The organism is Spirosoma arcticum (assembly GCF_054779955.1).
Genome location: NZ_BAAGXG010000011.1, coordinates 55,487 through 75,843, shown reverse-complemented (window position 1 = coordinate 75,843; position 20,357 = coordinate 55,487). Strand labels below are relative to the sequence as shown.

The 20,357-nt window shown below is 50.5% G+C and carries 21 protein-coding genes and 1 tRNA gene; 12 read left to right on the top strand and 10 right to left on the bottom strand.

What is annotated here, in order from left to right; translation table 11 throughout:
- Positions 1-15 precede the first annotated feature (15 nt).
- The 4 genes from ACYVHB_RS23025 to rpmG form a co-directional block, all read right to left on the bottom strand.
- The gene (locus tag ACYVHB_RS23025) at positions 16-501 is read right to left on the bottom strand and encodes a hypothetical protein (RefSeq protein ID WP_461054152.1); all 486 of its coding nucleotides are present in this window, start codon (positions 499-501) and stop codon (positions 16-18) included.
- Positions 498-1,454, bottom strand: a complete 957-nt coding sequence (gene ftsY / locus ACYVHB_RS23020) for a signal recognition particle-docking protein FtsY (protein ID WP_461054151.1) — start codon at positions 1,452-1,454, stop codon at positions 498-500. The genes ACYVHB_RS23025 and ftsY overlap by 4 nt, the downstream gene beginning before the upstream one ends.
- A 186-nt stretch (positions 1,455-1,640) precedes the next feature.
- Positions 1,641-1,796 carry a DUF4295 domain-containing protein gene (locus ACYVHB_RS23015; protein ID WP_461054150.1) on the bottom strand — a complete coding sequence of 52 codons (156 nt, stop codon included), beginning with the start codon at positions 1,794-1,796 and terminating at the stop codon, positions 1,641-1,643.
- An 84-nt stretch (positions 1,797-1,880) separates the two neighbouring features.
- Complete coding sequence (rpmG, locus tag ACYVHB_RS23010) at positions 1,881-2,066, bottom strand: 50S ribosomal protein L33 (protein ID WP_012929817.1); 186 nt, start codon at positions 2,064-2,066, stop codon at positions 1,881-1,883.
- Between the two features lie 158 nt (positions 2,067-2,224).
- On the opposite strand from rpmG, the gene ACYVHB_RS23005 reads away from it, so the two are divergent.
- Complete coding sequence (locus ACYVHB_RS23005) at positions 2,225-3,445, top strand: NADH-quinone oxidoreductase subunit D (protein WP_461054149.1); 1,221 nt, start codon at positions 2,225-2,227, stop codon at positions 3,443-3,445.
- Positions 3,446-3,526: 81 nt separating this feature from the next.
- Here the strand turns inward: ACYVHB_RS23005 and hpt are convergent, their stop codons facing one another.
- Positions 3,527-4,057: a hypoxanthine phosphoribosyltransferase gene (gene hpt, locus ACYVHB_RS23000; protein ID WP_461054285.1), complete on the bottom strand. Its 531-nt coding sequence runs from the start codon at positions 4,055-4,057 to the stop codon at positions 3,527-3,529.
- Between the two features lie 206 nt (positions 4,058-4,263).
- Here hpt and ACYVHB_RS22995 point away from each other — a divergent pair, with 206 nt between their 5' ends.
- Complete coding sequence (locus tag ACYVHB_RS22995) at positions 4,264-5,478, top strand: tetratricopeptide repeat protein (protein WP_461054148.1); 1,215 nt, start codon at positions 4,264-4,266, stop codon at positions 5,476-5,478.
- Between the two features lie 89 nt (positions 5,479-5,567).
- Here the strand turns inward: ACYVHB_RS22995 and ACYVHB_RS22990 are convergent, their stop codons facing one another.
- Together ACYVHB_RS22990 and ACYVHB_RS22985 are read right to left on the bottom strand one after the other, a co-directional pair.
- The gene (locus ACYVHB_RS22990) at positions 5,568-6,038 is read right to left on the bottom strand and encodes an Lrp/AsnC family transcriptional regulator (protein ID WP_461054284.1); all 471 of its coding nucleotides are present in this window, start codon (positions 6,036-6,038) and stop codon (positions 5,568-5,570) included.
- 174 nt (positions 6,039-6,212) lie between these two features.
- The gene (locus ACYVHB_RS22985) at positions 6,213-6,506 is read right to left on the bottom strand and encodes a TIGR03643 family protein (RefSeq protein WP_461054147.1); all 294 of its coding nucleotides are present in this window, start codon (positions 6,504-6,506) and stop codon (positions 6,213-6,215) included.
- An 81-nt stretch (positions 6,507-6,587) separates the two neighbouring features.
- Here ACYVHB_RS22985 and ACYVHB_RS22980 point away from each other — a divergent pair, with 81 nt between their 5' ends.
- Positions 6,588-6,737, top strand: a complete 150-nt coding sequence (locus ACYVHB_RS22980; RefSeq protein WP_461054146.1) for a DUF2256 domain-containing protein — start codon at positions 6,588-6,590, stop codon at positions 6,735-6,737.
- A gap of 63 nt (positions 6,738-6,800) precedes the next feature.
- The gene (locus ACYVHB_RS22975) at positions 6,801-8,531 is read left to right on the top strand and encodes a glycoside hydrolase family 10 protein (RefSeq protein WP_461054145.1); all 1,731 of its coding nucleotides are present in this window, start codon (positions 6,801-6,803) and stop codon (positions 8,529-8,531) included.
- Here ACYVHB_RS22975 and ACYVHB_RS22970 read toward each other — a convergent pair whose 3' ends face one another.
- Positions 8,532-9,791: a 4-hydroxy-3-methylbut-2-enyl diphosphate reductase gene (locus ACYVHB_RS22970; RefSeq protein WP_461054144.1), complete on the bottom strand. Its 1,260-nt coding sequence runs from the start codon at positions 9,789-9,791 to the stop codon at positions 8,532-8,534.
- Positions 9,792-9,911: 120 nt separating this feature from the next.
- On the opposite strand from ACYVHB_RS22970, the gene ACYVHB_RS22965 reads away from it, so the two are divergent.
- Positions 9,912-10,418 carry a flavin reductase family protein gene (locus ACYVHB_RS22965; RefSeq protein WP_461054143.1) on the top strand — a complete coding sequence of 169 codons (507 nt, stop codon included), beginning with the start codon at positions 9,912-9,914 and terminating at the stop codon, positions 10,416-10,418.
- 11 nt (positions 10,419-10,429) lie between these two features.
- Here ACYVHB_RS22965 and ACYVHB_RS22960 read toward each other — a convergent pair whose 3' ends face one another.
- Positions 10,430-11,953, bottom strand: coding sequence for a GH3 auxin-responsive promoter family protein (locus ACYVHB_RS22960; protein WP_461054142.1), 1,524 nt, complete (start codon positions 11,951-11,953; stop codon positions 10,430-10,432).
- A gap of 73 nt (positions 11,954-12,026) precedes the next feature.
- A complete protein-coding gene (locus ACYVHB_RS22955; protein WP_461054141.1) occupies positions 12,027-12,923 on the bottom strand; it encodes a glycerophosphodiester phosphodiesterase family protein in 897 nt (298 codons plus the stop codon).
- A 250-nt stretch (positions 12,924-13,173) separates the two neighbouring features.
- On the opposite strand from ACYVHB_RS22955, the gene ACYVHB_RS22950 reads away from it, so the two are divergent.
- From ACYVHB_RS22950 to ACYVHB_RS22920, 7 genes are all read left to right on the top strand, one after another.
- Positions 13,174-15,600: a penicillin acylase family protein gene (locus ACYVHB_RS22950; protein WP_461054140.1), complete on the top strand. Its 2,427-nt coding sequence runs from the start codon at positions 13,174-13,176 to the stop codon at positions 15,598-15,600.
- An 8-nt stretch (positions 15,601-15,608) separates the two neighbouring features.
- On the top strand, positions 15,609-16,001 hold the full coding sequence (locus tag ACYVHB_RS22945; protein WP_461054139.1) for a hypothetical protein: 393 nt from the start codon (positions 15,609-15,611) through the stop codon (positions 15,999-16,001).
- Positions 16,002-16,056: 55 nt separating this feature from the next.
- Entirely contained in the window at positions 16,057-16,659 is a 603-nt protein-coding gene (locus ACYVHB_RS22940) for an OmpH/Skp family outer membrane protein (RefSeq protein WP_461054138.1), read from the top strand.
- Between the two features lie 163 nt (positions 16,660-16,822).
- Positions 16,823-17,284 (top strand): SsrA-binding protein SmpB, encoded by a 462-nt coding sequence (smpB, locus tag ACYVHB_RS22935; protein ID WP_461054137.1) that lies wholly within the window; start codon positions 16,823-16,825, stop codon positions 17,282-17,284.
- A 72-nt stretch (positions 17,285-17,356) separates the two neighbouring features.
- Entirely contained in the window at positions 17,357-17,872 is a 516-nt protein-coding gene (locus ACYVHB_RS22930) for an HNH endonuclease (protein ID WP_461054136.1), read from the top strand.
- Between the two features lie 236 nt (positions 17,873-18,108).
- On the top strand, positions 18,109-19,896 hold the full coding sequence (gene rpsA / locus ACYVHB_RS22925) for a 30S ribosomal protein S1 (protein WP_461054135.1): 1,788 nt from the start codon (positions 18,109-18,111) through the stop codon (positions 19,894-19,896).
- 147 nt (positions 19,897-20,043) lie between these two features.
- Positions 20,044-20,114 (top strand) — tRNA-Cys (locus tag ACYVHB_RS22920).
- Positions 20,115-20,357: the final 243 nt, after the last annotated feature.

Here is a 20,357-nt window from a genome sequence, read left to right as displayed (position 1 = left end):
CTATGCTCACCATAGTTAAAATACGGCCTGATGCGTAATTTCGACCGTTACCTGTGCTTTCCTGCCCTTCTCGACGCGCACCGGAAAAATGTTGTTCTGGCTATCGGATAGGTTGGCGTATAACCCCTTTGGCTCCCGCACTACGACTGAATACTGCCCAACTGGCAAAGTCACGCAAAACGCCCCATCCGTTGCCGATTTCACTGTTTTAACGGGTTTAACATCCCGAACAGAGTTGATGAAGCCGTTTTCGCCCGCGTCGACCTGAGTCATATTAAGCAACGGAAAAATCAGCACCTCACGTTCGACCGGTGTGCCGCCGGGATTGGGCCGGGGCGAATCTGGACTCGGCATATGATTGCCGCGCTTCTCGACAACCGTGCCGCAAATGCCCTGTGTGACAACGGCTCTAGTATCTTTCGTTGAGCGGGATTTTTGGGAGCAGGTCGTTAGCGCTACGCTGAGGAAGAGTGTCAGGAACAGGTAAGGAGTAGGCATCATTTTTTAAAGAACGAATCTACGAATTCCATTTTGTTGAACGTCTGTAGGTCGTCGATTTTCTCGCCAACACCGATGTACTTAACGGGAATTTTGAACTGATCCGAAATGCCGATGACTACCCCACCTTTGGCTGTGCCGTCTAATTTCGTGATGGCTAATGCCGATACTTCCGTTGCTTTTGTGAACTCGGTTGCCTGAATAAACGCGTTTTGCCCCGTCGACCCATCCAGTACCAGCAGTACTTCGTGCGGAGCGTCGGGCGTTACTTTTTGCATCACACGTTTAATTTTAGTTAACTCGTTCATCAGATTGATCTTGGTGTGGAGCCGCCCGGCCGTGTCGATAATGACAACGTCGGCCCCCATGTCAACACCTTTCTTGACGGCGTCATAGGCTACGGCCGAAGGGTCGGTGTTCATGCCGTGCGAGATGACGGGAACGCCCACGCGCTCACCCCAGAGCTTCAGTTGGTCAACGGCAGCGGCCCGAAATGTGTCGCCCGCGCCGAGCACAACCTTCATGCCCCGCTTGTGAAACTGAGCCGCCAGTTTGCCAATCGTCGTCGTCTTACCCACGCCATTGACGCCCACGACCATAATCACGTACGGCTTTTTGTTAGCAGGCAAGCCAAAATCTTCGGGCACATCGGTGGAATTGTTGGCTGACAGGAGCGTGGCAATTTCTTCGCGCAGGATGCGGTCCAGTTCGTCGGTGCCCATGTATTTATCGCGGGTAACGCGGGCTTCTATCTGCCGGATAATCTTGACCGTCGTCTCTACGCCCACGTCCGACGAGATCAGCACGTTTTCGAGTTCGTCCAGCACATCTTCGTCAACGGTAGACTTGCCAACGACGGCCCGGCCGAGTTTGGAGAAAAAACTGTCTTTTGTCTTCTCTAATCCCTTGTCGAGCGTTTCTTTCTTTTCTTTCGAAAATAAACCGAATAAAGCCATATTGTAGAGTCGGTAAGTTAGCGAGTCAATAAGTTGATGAGCAGGTTTGGGAAACACTGGTCGACTGACCAACTTTCGGACTCACTAACTGTTCGGAACAAAGCAATAATGAAAAAAGTCCCACCAAGCCGCGCGGGCTGTGGGACTCTTGTAGGCATTCACACGGAAAACGAGTGGTGCAGTTCTTCAGCTTTTCAGCGCAGCCTGCACATCATCAACCGGCACCATCTCTTCCTTGAAGGTGTAAGCACCCGTCTTGGGCGATTTGATGGCTCTGATAACTTTGGCGAATGCCTTCGCGTTATCTTTTGTTTTCAGGGTTGCAACTACCTTTTTTGCCATAGCACAAGTATCTGTTAAGTAATTTCTCAGTCGATTGATTAACGAACGCTGATCAACCGACCAACACGCTAACTAAACGACCAATTATTTAATTTCTTTATGCAACGTAACTTTTTTCAGAAACGGATTGTATTTCTTCCGCTCGATACGGGCGGGGGTATTTTTCCGATTTTTGGTCGTTATATACCGGGACATGCCGGGAACACCGCTGTCTTTCTGTTCGGTGCATTCCAGAATAACCTGAATTCTATTGGCGCCTTTCTTTGCCATCGCTTAAGTCTGTTTTCTCGATAAGGAGCGCAAAGGTACGAAATCTCTTTTATTGAGCAAACAACTGCCGAGGAAATAGATGATTTGTAGTTGGTTAGCGTCAAAATTTCGTTGAGTTATCGGGTTTAGTTTCTCCCATGTCGACCTTTGCTGTCAGAATGACTACGCAAACAATTCAATACGAGTACGCCCCTGGCCACTTTAAGGCGTCGGAACCGGGCGTTTATGGGCAGGACAGTCTCAACGAAGGTGAAATGATCCTGAACATGGGACCGCAGCACCCATCGACGCATGGCGTGTTGCGGCTGGAGGTTGTGACCGATGGCGAGATTGTGGTGGATGTGGTGCCGCACGTGGGCTACCTGCACCGGTGTTTTGAAAAACACGCGGAGTCGCTGCCCTTCAATCAGACAATTCCGTTTGTGGATCGACTCGATTATTTGGCCGCCATGAACTCCGAACACGCGTTTGTGATGGGCGTAGAGCGAATGTTGGGTATTCAGAATGATATTTCCAAACGAACCGAATACATCCGGGTACTGGTGGCCGAACTGAACCGGATTGCGGCTCACTTTGTCGGTATTGGCACATATGCCCTCGATATTGGGGCCTACACGCCGTTTCTGTGGCTCATGCGCGACCGGGAGCACATTCAGCGCTTGCTCGAATGGGTCAGCGGTGCCCGAATGTTGTACAATTATATCTGGATTGGGGGCTTGTTCTATGACTTACCCGTAGGCTTCGAGGAGCGATGCCGGGAGTTTGTGAAGTACCTTAAACCAAAGCTGGTCGAGTTGCAGCAGCTTGTCATCGAAAATGATATTTTCATTGGCCGCACGGCCAATGTAGGCGTGTTGCCCTTGTCGGTGGCCATCAGTTACGGCTGCACCGGCCCCATGCTGCGTGGGTCGGGCCTGCGCTACGACCTCCGCCGGGTCGACGGCTACTCGGTTTATCCGGAACTGGATTTTGCTATTCCGATTGGCGAGGGGCGGATGGGAACCGTTGGCGACTGCTGGGACCGCAACAACGTTCGGGTGCTGGAATGTCATGAGTCGCTGCACATCGTTGAGCAATGCCTCGATCAGCTAACCGGCAACCACAAACGCACCCGCGACTATGATCCGCAGGCGGTTGTTCCCAAAAAAATCAGGCCCAAGGCAATGGATTTTTACGCCCGCGCCGAGAGTGCGAAAGGCGAGTTAGGGTTCTTTTTTCGCACCGATGGCCGGTCCGACGTGCCGGTGCGCTGCAAAGCCCGGTCGTGCTGTTTCCATAACTTGTCGGTCATTGGTGAAATCAGCAAAGGCGCGATGCTGGCAGATTTGGTGGCTATTATCGGGTCAATCGACGTGGTTATGGGAGAAGTTGACCGGTGAAACAGTGAGCAGTTATCAGGGAGCAGCCAACAATTTCGTCTAACTACCAGCGATAACTATTGGCTGCTCCCTGATAACCGCTCACTGTAGAAGCACCAGAATCTCTTTCGTGTTGCGTCCTAACCCGTCATAATCCAGCCCGTAGCCCAGTACAAATTGATTTTCGATCTCGAAACCGACATAGCGCAGTTCCACCTGCTTTGTCAAAGCCGCTGGTTTGAACAGCAACGTAGCAATAGCGATGGAAGCCGGATTTTGAGCGCGTAGCTGATCACATACCTCACAGATGGTGAAGCCGGTATCGACGATGTCTTCAACAACGATCAGGTTGCGGCTGGCGATGGATTCGCTTAAACCCAAAATCTGTTTCAACTGCCCGGTAGACTCAGTAGCGGTGTATGATGCCACCCGAATGAAGGTGATTTCGCAGGGAATCGTCAGATTTTTCATCAGGTCGGCCGCAAACAGGAACGCCCCATTAAGCACAACGACGAGCAATGGTTTTTTGTCGGCATAGTCCTGATTGATCTGATCGGCCAGTTCCTGAATTCGCGTTTGAATGGCTTCAGCAGAAATGAAGGGTACAAACGCTTTATCGTTGATGAGCAGCATGGGAGAGACAGGGAAGGTCAAAGATACAGTGGGGCTACGTATGCGGGCAAAAATTCGCCGAAAAATAAGCCCAGGTAAACGTACTACTACTGGTTTACGTTATACCTATCACGGGCGTCAAGCCTTTTAGTGACCAATAAACGCTTTATAAACAGGGTCAACGCAACTACTTGGACGGTATGCGTTGCCAGAGACAAATGAGACGGATGAAACTATTGGTGTTGACGGTATTGCTGACGGGACTGGCTACTTTAGCACAGGCCCAACTCTATGACCCGTCGGCGTTCGACAAGGTGTATAACGGTTTATTGAAGCATCCCGGCGTTCAGATTGAGTCGGCGGAGGCTATCAATCAAATGTACAATTACAAGTTCTACGAAGCGGATAAAGAGTTTCGGTGGTTGCGTACGCGATACCCAAAACACCCGATGCCTTACTTCATGCTGGGTTTGGCCGAGTGGTGGAAAATCGTGCCCAACACCGATGTCACTGACTATGATGACCAGTGCCTGATGTACATGGATTCGACTATTGCACTGGCCGAAAAGTTATATGATGAAAGCCAGAATAAACTCGAACCTGCGTTTTTTCTGGCAGCTGCCTACGCTTTCAAAGGGCGCTTATACTCGGAGCGTAAGAAGTGGACCAAGGCAACCTTTGCGGGTAAGAATGCCCTGAAATATTTTGACAAATGCAAAGGGAATGCCGACTTCAGTCCCGAACTGCTTTTTGGCGATGGCATGTATAATTATTACGCGCAATGGATTCCTGAGAACTATCCGCTGTTGAAGCCCATTCTGGCTTTCTTCCCGAAAGGAAACAAGCAGAGTGGCATCCGGCAGTTGGAAAAGACGGCCAACACGGCGTTTTACACCCGCGTGGAGGCCCGGTATTTCCTGCTTCAGATTTACAGCATGGAAAACCAGTACGAGAAGGCTTACGAGATGGCTAAGTACATGACGGAGCAGTATCCGGACAATCCGTTCTTCGAACGCTATTACGCCCGGTCAGCATTCGCACAAGGTCGGCTACCCGAAGCTGAACGAATATCGAAAAGCATTATGGCTAAAATTGAACGCAGCCAATCGGGTTACGAAGGCGTTAGCGGGCGAACGGCGGCTTACATCCTGGGATACGTAAACCAATTATTCTACAAAAATCTGCCCGAAGCCAAGAGGTATTACCAGAAGTCGATTGAATTTGCTAAGCAGACTAACGCAATGAATGCGGGCTACTATTGGTCGTCGGTGCTGGCGCTGGGTAAAATTGCGACTGATGAGAAGCAGTACGATCAGGCGCAGGGATACTATAAGGAAGTGATGGACAAAGCTGAGCGGAAGTCGAGCCAGTTCAAAGAAGCCAAGAAGGCGCTGGATGCCAGCAAAAAATCGAGAAGGGAAGAACGGCGGAAGAGGAAATAGTAAGGTAATGTAAAATGAATGACGGTCAATGGACAATGGCTGTCTACTCCATTATCCATTGACCGTTATTCATTTTACACTATATCTTCTCACGGAATCGGCAGCACTTTGCTTTCTTTAAAGGTAGACATGATGACCATTGTTTGGGTACTGGCCACTTCGCCAATTTCGTTAATCACGTCAAGCATCAGGGCCTGGTAAGACTGAATATCTTTCGCAATTACCTTCAACAGAAAATCGCCCGAGCCAGTAATGTGGTGGCACTCAATGATTTCGGGAATGGTGTTGGCTTTATCAACGAAAGACATTGTTGTATCTTTCTTGTGACCAACGAGCGTCACCATTACAAACGTGGTTACACCAAGGCCAACTTTGTCGCGGTTGAGTTGAGCGTGATAACTTTGAATAATTCCTGACGTTTCAAGTTTCTTGACGCGCTCTAACGTGGGGGCAGGAGACAAGCCAATTTCTTTGGAAAGCTGAGCGTTGGTAATTTTGGCATTGGCTTGCAGAATCTCTAAAACGTTGCGATCTATCTGATCTAACTTCTGGCTCGACATAGTAACGAATCGGTCTGATTGAACTGGGTTGCTGAACAGGGCAAAGCTACTATCTTTAACGACAAATAATCTAAAAAGATATTGGTTTTCTTCAAAAAACAATAGAAATATTGCCCGTTCTCTGCTTTAGCGGCACAAAAGTAAGTTAAATACTGAAGAGGCCAAATTAGTAACTTATCGTTTGGTAATCTTATTGAGCGTCACAGCCCGTTGTTGATTTGACTTAAATCGTGCGTCATCGACTTCTGACAGAGCCGCATGTTTGGTGGAACGTCCCTGCACCCGCGCCCGCCACATGCGCCACGAAGAAGGCTTCATTTCCCGACGCATCAGGGCAATAACCTCCTGCTCCGACAAACCAAACTGCCCTTCAATCGCGTCGAATGGAGTCCGGTCCTCCCAGGCCATTTCGATGATCCGGTCAATGTCGGCGTCGTTGAGGGCTGTTACTGCTGCGGATAGTTTCATAAGGATAGTAACGGGAAGAATCGGATAAAGGTTACGTGTTTTTGTCCTGACATTTGCCCAAACCAGCTCAGCACTATTCCTATGAAAATGCGCAAAAAATCGGATCTGCCCACCAAAATATGTCCTGTTTGTAATCGGCCTTTCAACTGGCGCAAGAAGTGGGAGCGCGACTGGGACAATGTTATTTACTGCAGCGACGCGTGCCGGACGACTGGAAAGAAACAGAATTGACCGCCTATTCAGCGACCGTGTGATCGACTATCGTTAATTTTGGCAGTTAACCCACCCTGTCTAATGCGTTTCACTGCTCTTCTTTGCTTCGTGCTCATTGCTGTTCTGGGGTATGGCTGCCGTCCTGCCAGACCCGTTGCCACAAACCCATTGCAACGCCGACCCGCTGCTAATCCTGGTCGACCCGTGGTCAGTAAGCCAACGACGCAGAAGCCCACTCTTGGCCAGCCTGCTCCACCCAAACCAACTGTGGCAACGCTGCCAACGGTGGTAGTGCCCCTCACTGATACAGCCGAACTCGATGAGCTTGCTGATCCGCAGCCCGATATGACCGGCCCGGTCCCGCCTAAACGCGAATTTCGGGCGGTTTGGATTGCTACTATTGACAACCTCGACTGGCCTAGCAAGAAAGGATTACCTCCCGCCGATCAGCAGCGCGAACTTGTGGCCATGTTCGATCAGCAGCAACAGATGGGCTTAAACGCCGTAGTTGTCCAAATCCGGTCGGCTGCCGATGCGTTCTACGCTAAAAGTTCGGAACCGTGGTCGGAGTGGCTGACAGGGCAGCAGGGTCTGGCCCCGGAGCCATTCTACGATCCGCTTGAGTTTATGATTGAGCAGGCCCATCAGCGCGGTTTAGAGTTTCATGCCTGGTTTAATCTCGACCGGGCTACGTTCAGCAAAACGGCCAGTGTTGCTCCCACCAACATTATTTATCGCAAACCGGAGTGGATTCTGAACTACGGCGGTCGCAAACTGTTCAACCTTGGCGTACCCGCCGTTCGGTCTTACATCGCCAGCATCGTGGCCAACGTTGTGCGCGAATATGACGTAGATGGTATCCACTTCGACGACTATTTTTATCCCTACGCCGTTGCTGGTCAAACCCTGCGCGACGATAGCACCTATCAGGCCAATTACAATGGCATGATTAAAGCTGACTGGCGACGCGATAATGTCACGAAACTCATCACTGAACTTCGGGACTCCATTCGGGCCAATAAGCCTTGGGTAAAATTTGGTATCAGCCCGTTTGGTATCTGGAAAAACCAGCGCAACGACCCTGAAGGCTCCTTAACCAACGGTGGGCAATCTTACTATGATTTATACGCCGATACTCGCAAGTGGGTGCGCGACGGACTCATGGATTACGTTGTGCCGCAAGTTTACTTTAGTCAGGAGTTTGGCCGTGCGCCTTACAGAACGCTGGTGGATTGGTGGACCCGCAATTCGGGACGGGTTCATCTGTACGTAGGGCAGGGTGCGTATCGGGTGGGGCGTGGTTCGGAGCGCGATCCGGGTTGGGGGCGGGCAACCGAGTTTCCCGATCAGATGCGTTACAACCGACAACAAAAAGCCGTGCTGGGTAGTGTATTTTTTAGTGCTAAATCGCTTCAGAACAACTCATTAGCTATTCGGGATTCCTTACGAACTAATTTTTATAATTACCCGGCACTGGTGCCGACAATGACATGGTTAGACAGTATCCCACCCCTGCCGCCCCGCGACCTGAAGGGCGCTATGACATCCGAAGGTGTTGACCTGTCTTGGCAGCAATCCGCCCAGGCACTCGACGGTGACGGGGCCAGTTCCTACGTTGTCTACCGCTTTGAGGGGCGTCGCCCGCGTTTGACACTCGATGATCCCCGGTTTATTATTGCCCGCTGTTTTGGCGAATCGTCCACAAGTTTCGTGGATAAAAACGCCGATTCGAAAAAGAAGTACGTGTACGTCGTCACGGCCGTGGATCGGCTGCATAACGAAAGCCGACCGACGATTGTGAAGGTGCAGTAATTAGGACTGGTAGTCGGCCATCACGTCGGCGATGGGGCGGGCGTTGGGAAAGTAACTAATTATTTTTAGCATAATCCCTTCGACTACAGCATCCGGGCAGGAGGCTCCGCAGGTCAGCAGGACCGTGATGGGCTGCGTCGCCGAATCACCTGGTTGAGGGCCATCCAAACTGGGAAAGTAGTTCTCGGTGACAACCTCTTGTTTTGTGTGAGTATCGAAATGCCGGATGAGTGTTTCGGAGAGTATTTTCTGTTCCGATTCAATAAAGTACGTTGGTAGTTTTTCGGCGCATAACTCAACAAGGTGTGAGGTGTTTGATGAATTATACCCCCCGGCCACTATGGCGAAATGCGCTGGGTAGTCGAGCAGAGCATACGTGGCATCTTGATTGTCGTTGGTTGCGTAGCAGAGGGTGTCACGGGTGTTGGCAAAATGGGTTTCTACCTGTTCGGGACTAAGGGCGTAGTGCTGAATCATCACCCGCTTCAGGTAATCGGCAATACCCTGCGTGTCGGAGGCCAGCATAGTTGTCTGATTCACGACGCCGATGCGCTGTAAGTCGCGAACAGGATCGAACCCGTCGGAAAACTGACCGGCAAACTCCGCGTAGAACTGGTTAGTGAGCATCTCGCCGGTAATGTAGCCCGCCAGCCGTTGCGCCTGTGCCATGTCTTTGACAACAACGGTGGGAGCCGCTTCTTTGCTGTGCGAGAAGGTTGCGCGGGTTTCTTCATGGCTTGGCTTCCCATGGACGACAACCGTATAATGCTTCTGACCAATCTGAGCCGCTTTATTCCAGACCTTTTCAACAAATGGACAAGTCGTGTCGTACTTGGCCACATTCAAACCAGCCGCCGACAGTTGGTGCTGCGTTTCGAGGGTAGTGCCGAACGCCGGAATAATCACAACATCGTCGGGCGTTAGCTCCGACCAGGGCATTAGCTGGCGACCGGCCGTATCCATGATGAACCGCACGCCCCGATCCTGCAAATCAGCGTTGACATCGGGGTTATGAATCATTTCGCTGAGCAGGAATATTCGTTTGTCGGGGTTTTCGGCAATGGCTTTGTACGCGATCTCAACCGCATTTTCGACGCCGTAGCAGAAGCCGAAGTGCCGGGCAATGTGAAATCGGATTGGACCAAAATCGAGCACGGTGGGGGTGAAATCCCGCTTGAGTTTGTCGCGTTTACGCCGGAATTCCTTCAGAGGAGTGATGATGTTACTGCGGTAATATTCAGGAATGTCAAAAGATTTCATCAGCCAGTCGGTAAATTAGTCAGTCGGACGGTTACCGCAATTAACTAACAAGCATCCATTTTGCTTCGTTCGCGGGACGCATCAACTCTACGAACAGCTCCATCACAAACACACTGACTTATGTCCAAACGCCTGCTGAAATATAAAAATTACGATGTTCACTGCATCACAACCGTAACCGCCGGTACGCCGGAGCGGGATGGACGCCGGAATGCCAATATTGCAACGTGGGTGATGCAAACGGCAATGGGCGGAAAGGTGCTGGCTGTAGCGTTGTATAAAGCAGATTATACGATTGAACTGGTGCAGGAGAGTGGTATTTTAAACGTGAATCTGCTGGCAACCGATCAGCCGGGTTTGATTCGGAAATTAGGGCAGCAATCGGGCCGCCCCGGATCGGGTCGCTACAAGGATAAGTTCAAGAATCTGCCCCATGCTCACGACGAGCGCGGTTGCCCGTACTTAACCGAAGCGATTGGTTATGCGCAGTGCCGTGTTTTGCACTCAACCGATGCCGGGGACCACGAACTGTTCATCTGCGAAGTCGTAAAGCAGATCGTGCTGAATCCTGACAAAGTAGTAATGACCAATGATTTTCTGAAAGAAAAGAAGTTGGTGCGTGGTTAGTGATAAGTGGATTAAGATTCCATCATCACCTTCAAGATATCGTCCAGATACTCCCGCGAGTTGGCCAGCCGGGGAACCTTGTGCTGACCCCCTAACTTGCCGCGCTGCTTCATCCAGGCGTAGAAGGTGCCGCGTGGCACCACATGAACGAGGGGACGTTTGAGCACGATGTCGTTGTAACGTTTGGCGTCGTAGTCCGAGTTAATTTGCCGGAGTGTTTCGTCCAGCACCTGACCAAAACGCTCTTGGTCATCGGGTTGGTGCGTAAACTCAATGACCCACTCGTGGCAGCCATTAGCACCATTGCTCATGTAAACGGGGCCGGCCGTATAATCGGCCATAACAGCGCCCGTCTCCTCGCAGGCCCGCGTAATGGCCGCTTCGGCGTTTTCAACGATGACTTCTTCACCGAAGGCATTGATAAAGTGTTTGGTGCGGCCACTAACCTTCAGCCGGTGTGGATACAGCGAGGTAAACCGAACCGTATCACCGATTTTGTAGCGCCACAATCCGCTGTTAGTCGACACGACGAGGGCGTAGTTTTTGTCCAGCTCGACCTCTTCAATGGTCAGTGCTTTTGGAAATAGTTGGTCAGCCTCGTTACTTGGAATGAACTCGTAAAAGATGCCGTAATCGAGCATCAGCAGCATTTCGCCGATGCGCCCGAGGTCATCCTGAATAGCAAAGAAGCCTTCCGATGCGTTATAAACTTCTTGATAGTGAATTTCTTTAGACGGCAATACCTGCTGCTGAAACAGATCGCGGTAGGGCTGGAAATTAACGGCTCCATGAACTAGCAACTCAAAGTTTGGCCAAACCTCCAGAATGTTCGCCTTGCCAGTCCGGGCCAGAATTTTGTCGATCAGAACAAGGCCCCAAGTGGGTGCGCCCAGCATACTCGTTACGTTCTCCTGCGACGTAATATCGGCCATGAGTTCCAGCTTGGTCTCCCACTCGTCCATCAACGCCACCTCAAGCGAAGGCGTCCGGATAAATTGCGCCCAACTCGGCAGGTTTTTCATCACCACCGCCGACACGTCGCCAGCCGCACTATTGGCTCCGTACGGATTTGCGTGCAGACTACCGCCGATGGACAATCCTTTGCCCTCGAAGGTTCGGCTATTGGGATTGTTGGCGATGTACAGCGCCATCATGTCCTTGCCGCCCCTGAGGTGACTTTCATCCAGTGATTCGGTCGTCACGGGAATGAACTTGCTACGGGCGTTGGTCGTGCCGGACGATTTGGCAAACCACCGCACCGGTGAGGGCCAAAGCAGTTTGTTCTCACCCTTCATCACCCGTTCGATGTACGGAAACAGGTCCTCGTAACTCGACACCGGCACCTGCTGCTGAAAATCAGCAACGGTTTGAATCGATTTATAGCCGTACTTCCGACCCCATTCCGTTCGTCGTCCGGATCGAATCAACTGCGTAAACACCGTTTGCTGCACCGCGCCGGGGTGTTTCATCATGGCCTCGATGCGCGGAATTCGCCGTTGCAGGAGCCATTTGAGCGTGGTGTTTAGAAGGGTCATGGTGCCAAAGAAAGCAAAGAAATAACCGGGTTAGGCTGATTTAGTGATAGAAACTCGCAAAACGACGGTTGGTTCATAAACCGATTGCCCGGTCCGGGTAGTCTGTAATCAACCCGTCGACGCCCCACGCTTTAAGCCGAACCATATCGTCGCGCTGGTTGACCGTCCACGGAATAACCTTAATGCCCTGCTCGTGCAGCCGGGCGATTTTATCCTGACTCAGCAGCCGGTAATACGGGCTATAAATGTCCGGTTTGAAACCCAACTCGTCTAAGTTTTTTTCCGGACTGCGCAGGTTTTCGACCAAAGCGGCCAACCGAACTTTCGGGTACTTGCCCGAAACGGTCTGTTGCTGCCAGTGTTTGAGAATAGCAAAGTCAAAACTTTGAATGGTGATACGTTCGGGTTGAGTGTTCAGGCTGGTAAGCACAGCCTTCACCAGATTGCAGAAGGCGGCCGGTTCGGGCTGGCTCTTATTATATTCGGAGGGTTCGCTTTTAAGTTCGATGTTATAAGAGAAGGCTGGTCCGTTTTTAGACTTGCGATGTGCTTCGGCCTGCTCGATTACCTCGCTCAGCAGCGGCTTGTAGGTTTTAAGTTTCTGCTGTTCGGGGTAAGCCGGGTTGCCGTTCGATCCAACGTCGTACCGTTTGATCTCGGCGTAATCCATCTGGTACAAATTCAAGCTTTTTTCTTCACTTTTCTCAACAGGTTTTCCGTCAGGCTTGATGCTGAATGCTGAATTGAAATAGGGTTCGTGCGACACGACCACTTGCTGGTCCTTGCTGATGACCACATCTAACTCCAGCGTCGTGACGCCGAGATCGAGGGCTTTTTTGAAGGCGGGTACCGTATTTTCGGGTATTAATCCCCGACAGCCCCGGTGGCCCTGCAAATCGAACGTGGGAGGAGCCGGGCGTTGCGACGCGTAGAGTAAACTTATAACAAGCAACAAAAAAGTGATTTTCATGTGATTGAGTGATAGTAGCACTCAAAAGTACGGTTTTGTCCAAATAGAAAAATACAATTACCGTCCCGCTACGCAGTGTCACCTCGCATAAAACTGGTTTGGTCAAGAGATGCCTGAAAATGCTGGCTAATCTGCCCTGTGATGCTAACTGTAGAAAAGATTTGTTCTAATCAGGAAAGCAATACTTTTTATTTGCTGGGTGCAATAGTAAACTTGCAGGCCATAACCCCACATTTTGCCTTTATAATCGATGAAATACATCAAAGCTGTTTTGTTTTCGTTTCTCACGCTGGCACTTGTTTACGCCTTGAATCGCCCCTGGGGCAGTGTTCCGGCTTTTGGCCCATTGCTCAGTCCATTCGTTGGGTTTTGGCAAAATGCGGAGAGTAACGCTGATGTGAGCCAGGATATTGATATAGAAGGCACGGAAGCACCCGTCACGGTTCTTTTCGATGATCAGGCCGTGCCGCATGTGTTCGCTCAAAATGACCATGATGTTTACTTCGCACAAGGCTACCTGACGGCCCGCGACCGGCTTTGGCAGATGGAGTTCCAGACCCACGCGGCTGGTGGGCGACTATCTGAACTCGTTGGGGAGCGGGCACTGCCGCTGGATCGGTTTAACCGGGAGATTGGTATGGTTTACGGTGCTGAGCAGGCGCTGAAAGCGATGATGAGCGATCCGAAGTCGAAGCAAATTGTGGACGCTTACTCGGCGGGGGTGAATGCCTGGATCTCCAGTTTGCGCCCTGCTAACTACCCCGTAGAATATAAACTGTTGGGCTACGCCCCCGAACCATGGACGCCCCTGAAATGCGCGTTGTTGCTCAAAGCCATGACCAGTACGCTGGCCAGCGGAGCTGACGATTTACAGATGAGTAACGTTCGGCAGATATTTGGATCTGCTGTTACCAACGACCTTTTTCCGGATTACCCTGACCACGAAGACCCCATCATCCCGCCCGGCACAAAGTGGGATTTCAAACCCCTCCGCGTTCCAACTTCGACCGATTCGCTGCCCGCTGCCAATCCCCTCGCGTTGAACTGGCCCAACCAGGACCCGGCCATCGGCAGCAATAACTGGGCGGTTGGCGCACAAAAATCAGCGACGGGTTATCCCATTCTGGCCAATGATCCTCACCTGACGCTGAGTTTACCGTCGATCTGGTATCAGATTCAGTTGGTTTCGCCGACCATGAACGCCTGTGGTGCGTCGTTGCCGGGATCGCCGGGCGTGATAATTGGGTTCAATAAGCACGTGGCTTGGGGTGTTACGAACGTGGGAGCCGACGTACTCGACTTTTACAAAATCAAGTTTCGGGATGCCAGTAAACAAGCTTATTGGCACGGCGGGCAGTGGAAATCGGTTCGTCGTCGGTTGGAAGTAATTCGGGTAAAGGGAAAGCCCGACGTTATTGATACCGTTTATTATACGCATCACGGCCCCGTTGTCAATCAATCTGGGCAGAGAGGCTTTCGGGCCAACATTCCATCGGGGTATGCCGCTCGCTGGATTGCCCATGAACCGACCAATGAACTGCTGGCGTACTATATGCTGAACCGGGCCAGGAACTACAATGACTATATGAAATCATTGGCTTACTACGGTGCTCCGGCTCAAAATTTTGTGTTTGCTGACGTTAACAAAGACATTGCAATTTCGCCCAACGGCAAATACCCGTTGAAATGGAAAGAGCAGGGAAAATACTTGCTTGATGGTACCAACCCCACCCACGACTGGCAGGGCTGGATTCCGCCCGACCAAAATCCGCGCGTCAAAAACCCGCCGAGGGGATTTGTCAGCTCAGCCAATCAATTCTCCACCGACCCCACATATCCTTATTACATCAACTGGCAATTTGCCCCGGCCGAGCGTGGAATGCGCATCAACCAGCGCCTGACGTCCATGCAACGCGTCACGACCGACAGTATGCGCCAGTTACAGAACGACCTCTACAACCTGCGGGCGGCAACGGCCCTGCCCAAACTCCTGCCCATTTTGAACGCAGCGGGGATGAAAGGAGAATACGCCAAAGCGTTGACCGTCCTGAAAAGCTGGCCGTACCAGAATGATACCAGTGCCGTTGGCGCAACGATTTTTTACGAGTGGAACCGCCAGCTTTACGATGCCATCTGGAAGGATGAGTTCGACCGGGGTGATACCCTGATGACGAAGATACCCAGTTTCGACCGGACGATGCGGCTCATTGAGCGCGAACCCAACGCCCATTGGTTCGACAACGTAAAGACAGCAACTCGCGAAACCATGACTGACGTGCTCAGCAACAGTTTTCGCGCGACCTGCGACACATTGACCAAAAAGCACGGCCCCGTTGGTCCGAACTGGGCGTGGGGACCGCACAAAGCAACGTCGATTCGACATTTGGTGCCGGGCTTAGATGCGTTCAGCGTATTGAATGTGCAGATGGGCGGGGGGAACGTCATTGTGAACGCTACTACGGAACGGACCGGCCCTTCGTGGCGAATGGTTGTTGAGTTGGGGCCTACTCCAAAAGCGTACGGCGTTTATCCAGGTGGTCAGTCGGGTAATCCGGGTAGTCCGCATTACCAGGACCAGATCGAAACATGGCGCACGGGCAAGCTTCATGAGTTAGTATACCTGCAATCAGCGCAGGAGAAAAGCCCGCGTATTAAACAAACAATGGTCTTAAAATAAATTACGGTATGATTCAGATCTTGCTCATTGCTGGCCTCAGCTTGCTTGCTCAATTGGTGCTTCCGTGGTGGAGTTTAGCCATTGTCGCTTTTGCCGTTTGTTTCTGGAGAGATAAAGCTTTCCAGGGTACGGCTTCCCGGATTTTGGGTGCTGGTCGTGCGTTTTTATATGGTTTCGCGGGTGTGGCGTTGGTGTGGTTAGGTTATGCACTGCTTATTCATTTTCGTACTGATGGAGTCTTCACGGGCCGGATGAGTCAACTGCTGTTTAAAGCTGATGCGTCCGCTGGCCTTGTACTGGCTACGGCCGTTTCGGGTGGTTTAGTTGGGGGCGTTGCCGGGCTGGCGGGGTACTTCACGCGACGAGCAGTGTCAAATCAACCGGCCGTGCATAATTCATAATCCGTAAATCCCATACCTTTGTGGGATAAACTTGTCACTAACCAATCTGTTTCCTGTGAAGAATGCCTCGTTAATTATGAACGTCATCCTGGCAATCGCCGTCGCCGTTCTGTACTACTTACATTTCAGAGATCGCCAACCTGTCGTAAGCCCAATGTCGGCGAAGCCTGCTGAAGCAAAAGGAAGGACTATCGTTTACGTCAATGTCGACTCGCTACTGACGAAGTACGATTTTTTTAAAGACACCCAGAAAGTGCTGGAAAGCAAACGGTTTCAGCTCGAAAACGAGTTGGCCACTAAAGGTCGTAACCTGCAAAATAAAGTGGCTTTCTTCCAGCAACGCGCCCCGACCATGACGCAGGAGCAGGGCCGGGCTACGGAAGCGTCGCTCCAGAAAGAACAGCAGGACATACTGGCTTACCGCGAACGGGCCGCCCAGAATTTAGCCGCTGAGGAGCAGACGAAGAACAAACAACTCTACGACCAGATCTACGATTACCTCAAGAAGGTTAATACTCAGAATAAATACGAGTTTGTATTGGGTTACACGAAGGGCGGAGGTATCCTTTTTGCTGATCCATCGGCTGACCAGACGAAGGCAATTTTAGATGGACTCAATAAGGAATACCAACCAAAGACGACGACAAAGAAGAAATAAGCGCGGACGCATACATCAGGCATTTATAGCTTGTTAAATGAACCGACCGGGTAATGGGGACAAACCGTTGCCCGGTCGGTTTTTTGTTACGTGCCAAACCACTATTCATTTTTCGTTGTTGTTGGCCTTACCCGATTACCTTTATGGCCTTTGATTCCCGTATATGGCTTCTGCTTCTATTGTTAAACACGTCGACGTTCGCAACCGGCGGGCTTCTTTCGAGTATTCATTTCTGGAAAAATTTACGGCTGGTATTGTCCTGACGGGCACCGAAATCAAGTCGGCCCGGCAGGGGAAAGTAAATCTTCAGGATGCGTATTGTCTTATGCTGAACGACGAACTGTACATTCGTCAGATGAATATCTCGCTTTACAACGAAGGCACTCACTATAATCACGAACCCCTTCGCGACCGAAAACTGCTGCTTACCAAGCGTGAAATTAAGCGTATTAGCGAAAAGTTGAAGGATCAGGGACTGACCATCGTTCCGACCCGAATGTTTACTAACGAGCGCGGTTTTGCCAAGGTTGAAATTGCACTGGCCAAAGGCAAGAAACTCTACGATAAGCGGGATAGCATCAAAGAGCGTGAGGTGGAGCGCGATATGCAACGCGAACGCTATTAAACTTTGCAATACAACTTGCCATTTTGTGGATAACTCTGTAACTTGCTACCGTACAGAGGCACTAAACGCGATATGGGCAGGAAAGTATTAGTCTTAAACCAAGATTACAGCGCACTCAGCATCTGCTCCGTTCCTAAAGCATTTTTGCTGGTTTATTTAGACAAAGCCGAACTCGTTGCCGAATCCGAGCAGTTTATGCTCCGAACGGTTTCTGCCGAGTTTCCAATGCCATCGGTCATTCGGCTTCATCGGTACGTTAGTTTGCCTTATAAGGGCGTCATGCTCACCCGGCAGAACATCTTCAAGCGTGATGGTCACCACTGCCAGTATTGCGGCACTACAGATGACCTAACGCTTGACCACGTTATTCCAAAATCGCGCGGGGGTAAAACCAGTTGGGACAATTTAGCTACAGCCTGCAAACGGTGCAACTCACGTAAAGGCGACTACACACCAGATGAGGCCAATTTGAAACTACGGCAAAAACCATTTAAACCAACTTTTTTGGTTTTCCTGCGTGAATTTTCCGGTTCAATTGAAGAAAGCTGGATGCCATTCTTAGCCAAAAAGGAAAAGGCGTTCCAATAACGCACAGAGGGCAGAAAGGGATAGTGGGGTAAGGTGTAAGTCCATTCGGTCACTTACACTTTACCCCACTATCCCTTTCTGCCTTTTAGTCAAGACTTTTACCACTTCCGAAACTTTTCTTACAAAGCTATTGCTATCTTTGCAGTCCTTTTTTGAGGACAAAATTTCACAATTTTAAAGTTAGTCCGCCATTGACCCACGGACTGATGTACCGAGCGGGTCAGGAAACAGTATTTATGAGCAAAACGCAGCAACGCGAACTACCGGCATTTGATTGGGACCGGGCAGACAACAAAGGATTTGGAAGCGGCTATTCGGTTGATGAACACAACCAGATGATGGAACTCTATGACAATACCTTAGCGGTTGTCAAAGAGAAAGAAGTGGTAATGGGGACTGTTGTTGGTATTACGGACCGGGAGGTTCTGCTCAACATCGGCTTCAAATCGGACGGATTGGTGCCAGCTTCTGAGTTCCGCGATATGCCGGAACTGAAGATGGGTGATGAAATTGAAGTTTACGTAGAAAATCAGGAGGACCCGAATGGTCAGTTGGTACTCTCGCGCAAGAAAGCGAAAGTAATCACGGCCTGGCAGAAAATTCAGCGGGCGCTGGACGAAGACCTCGTGATTGATGGCTTTGTGAAGCGCCGGACGAAAGGTGGTCTGATTGTCGATATTTTTAGCATTGAAGCCTTCTTGCCTGGTTCGCAAATTGACGTGAAGCCGATTCGCGACTTCGACATTTTTGTCGGTAAGAAGATGGAAGTAAAAGTGGTCAAGATTAACTATGCCAACGATAACGTCGTTGTTTCGCACAAAGTCCTGATCGAGAAAGACCTTGAAGCACAACGCGCTCAGATCCTGAACAACCTCGAGAAGGGCCAAGTGCTGGAAGGTGTTATCAAGAACATGACCAACTTCGGCGTATTCATAGACCTCGGCGGTGTCGATGGGTTGCTACATATCACGGACATCTCGTGGGGCCGCATTAGCCATCCGTCAGAAGTGCTTAGCCTTGACCAGAAAGTCAACGTAGTTGTGCTCGATTTCGACGAAGACAAGAAACGTATTTCGCTTGGCATGAAGCAGTTGCAGGCTCACCCATGGGATGCACTGTCGCAGGATATTCAGATCGGTTCGAAAATCAAAGGCAAAATCGTGAACGTAGCCGATTACGGTGCGTTCCTTGAAATTATGCCCGGTGTTGAAGGCTTGATCCACGTATCCGAAATGTCATGGTCGCAGCATCTGCGCAATCCGCAGGAGTTTTTGAAGGTTGGCGACGAAGTAGAAGCACAAGTGCTGACGTTGGACCGCAACGACCGGAAAATGTCGCTTGGCATCAAGCAGTTGACTGAAGATCCTTGGACGCGTCCTGAATTGCGTGAGAAATACGCCATTGGTACCCGCCATAAGGGTTTGGTGCGTAACCTGACCAACTTTGGCCTGTTCCTCGAACTGGAAGAAGGCATCGACGGTCTGGTCCACGTATCGGACCTGTCGTGGACGAAGAAGGTGAAACACCCATCGGACTTTATCAAAGTTGGCGAAGAACTCGAAGTGGTGGTGCTGGAATTGGACGTTGACAACCGTCGGTTAGCATTAGGCCATAAGCAACTCGAAGAGAACCCATGGGATACCTTTGAGACTGTGTTTGCTGTTGGTACGATTCACCGGTGTACGATCCTGAACAAGAACGATAAGATGGCAACGCTTGAACTGCCTTATGGCATTGAAGGCTTCTCATCGCTGAAGAACCTTGGGAAGGAAGATGGTACGTTTGCTGAAGTAGGCGAAAATCTTGATTTCAAGGTGACTGAATTTTCAAAGGACGAGAAGCGTATTATGCTCTCACACAGCAAAACGTGGGGTGAAAAGAACGACCCGTCAAAAGAAGTTAAGGCACCCAAAGCTGCACCAGCGAAGCCTGCCTCGACAGCTGCTCAGGCTGACCGGGGTGCTACTCTTGGCGACCTCGATGCCTTAGCCGCTTTGAAAGAACAAATGGAAGGCCGCAACTAAGCCTGTCTGCTTCTGCGCTCAACGTGAAGTACCCCAAGCCGAAAAGCCTGGGGTACTTTTTTGGTTCATGTTTTTTCTGACAATGAATTAAAGCGTATGTTTGCAGTCCTAAAAGCGTGTTCTGTCATGTATTTAGGTATGAAATAAGGTTCCGTGGCCGAGTGGCTAGGCAGAGGTCTGCAAAACCTCGTACAGCGGTTCGAATCCGCTCGGAACCTCACTTTAGCTAATAGTTTTACGGCTCAACTGCCGCCTGAACGATTCTATAAAAAGAATTAATCGGGCGGCAGTTTTTTTTGTAAACAAGGTGCTAAACAAATCGTTAAAAAGGCAAAATAGGCCGGTAAGTGCGTGCTCAGGTGGAACCGGCACAAGTAGAAAGTGGGTTTAAAAATTAGTAAACATTGATTTTTGCCTATCCAGCAATCGTGTCGTACTTTTGTGCACCAATGATAATTCAG

Bases quoted from the DNA above. Each gene is read 5' to 3' on its own strand.
- ACYVHB_RS23025 (WP_461054152.1), bottom strand. From the start codon at position 501: ATGATGCCTACTCCTTACCTGTTCCTGACACTCTTCCTCAGCGTAGCG.
- ftsY (WP_461054151.1), bottom strand. From the start codon at position 1,454: ATGGCTTTATTCGGTTTATTTTCGAAAGAAAAGAAAGAAACGCTCGAC.
- ACYVHB_RS23015 (WP_461054150.1), bottom strand. From the start codon at position 1,796: ATGGCAAAAAAGGTAGTTGCAACCCTGAAAACAAAAGATAACGCGAAG.
- rpmG (WP_012929817.1), bottom strand. From the start codon at position 2,066: ATGGCAAAGAAAGGCGCCAATAGAATTCAGGTTATTCTGGAATGCACC.
- ACYVHB_RS23005 (WP_461054149.1), top strand. From the start codon at position 2,225: ATGACTACGCAAACAATTCAATACGAGTACGCCCCTGGCCACTTTAAG.
- hpt (WP_461054285.1), bottom strand. From the start codon at position 4,057: ATGCTGCTCATCAACGATAAAGCGTTTGTACCCTTCATTTCTGCTGAA.
- ACYVHB_RS22995 (WP_461054148.1), top strand. From the start codon at position 4,264: ATGAAACTATTGGTGTTGACGGTATTGCTGACGGGACTGGCTACTTTA.
- ACYVHB_RS22990 (WP_461054284.1), bottom strand. From the start codon at position 6,038: ATGTCGAGCCAGAAGTTAGATCAGATAGATCGCAACGTTTTAGAGATT.
- ACYVHB_RS22985 (WP_461054147.1), bottom strand. From the start codon at position 6,506: ATGAAACTATCCGCAGCAGTAACAGCCCTCAACGACGCCGACATTGAC.
- ACYVHB_RS22980 (WP_461054146.1), top strand. From the start codon at position 6,588: ATGAAAATGCGCAAAAAATCGGATCTGCCCACCAAAATATGTCCTGTT.
- ACYVHB_RS22975 (WP_461054145.1), top strand. From the start codon at position 6,801: ATGCGTTTCACTGCTCTTCTTTGCTTCGTGCTCATTGCTGTTCTGGGG.
- ACYVHB_RS22970 (WP_461054144.1), bottom strand. From the start codon at position 9,791: ATGAAATCTTTTGACATTCCTGAATATTACCGCAGTAACATCATCACT.
- ACYVHB_RS22965 (WP_461054143.1), top strand. From the start codon at position 9,912: ATGTCCAAACGCCTGCTGAAATATAAAAATTACGATGTTCACTGCATC.
- ACYVHB_RS22960 (WP_461054142.1), bottom strand. From the start codon at position 11,953: ATGACCCTTCTAAACACCACGCTCAAATGGCTCCTGCAACGGCGAATT.
- ACYVHB_RS22955 (WP_461054141.1), bottom strand. From the start codon at position 12,923: ATGAAAATCACTTTTTTGTTGCTTGTTATAAGTTTACTCTACGCGTCG.
- ACYVHB_RS22950 (WP_461054140.1), top strand. From the start codon at position 13,174: ATGAAATACATCAAAGCTGTTTTGTTTTCGTTTCTCACGCTGGCACTT.
- ACYVHB_RS22945 (WP_461054139.1), top strand. From the start codon at position 15,609: ATGATTCAGATCTTGCTCATTGCTGGCCTCAGCTTGCTTGCTCAATTG.
- smpB (WP_461054137.1), top strand. From the start codon at position 16,823: ATGGCTTCTGCTTCTATTGTTAAACACGTCGACGTTCGCAACCGGCGG.
- ACYVHB_RS22930 (WP_461054136.1), top strand. From the start codon at position 17,357: ATGGGCAGGAAAGTATTAGTCTTAAACCAAGATTACAGCGCACTCAGC.
- rpsA (WP_461054135.1), top strand. From the start codon at position 18,109: ATGAGCAAAACGCAGCAACGCGAACTACCGGCATTTGATTGGGACCGG.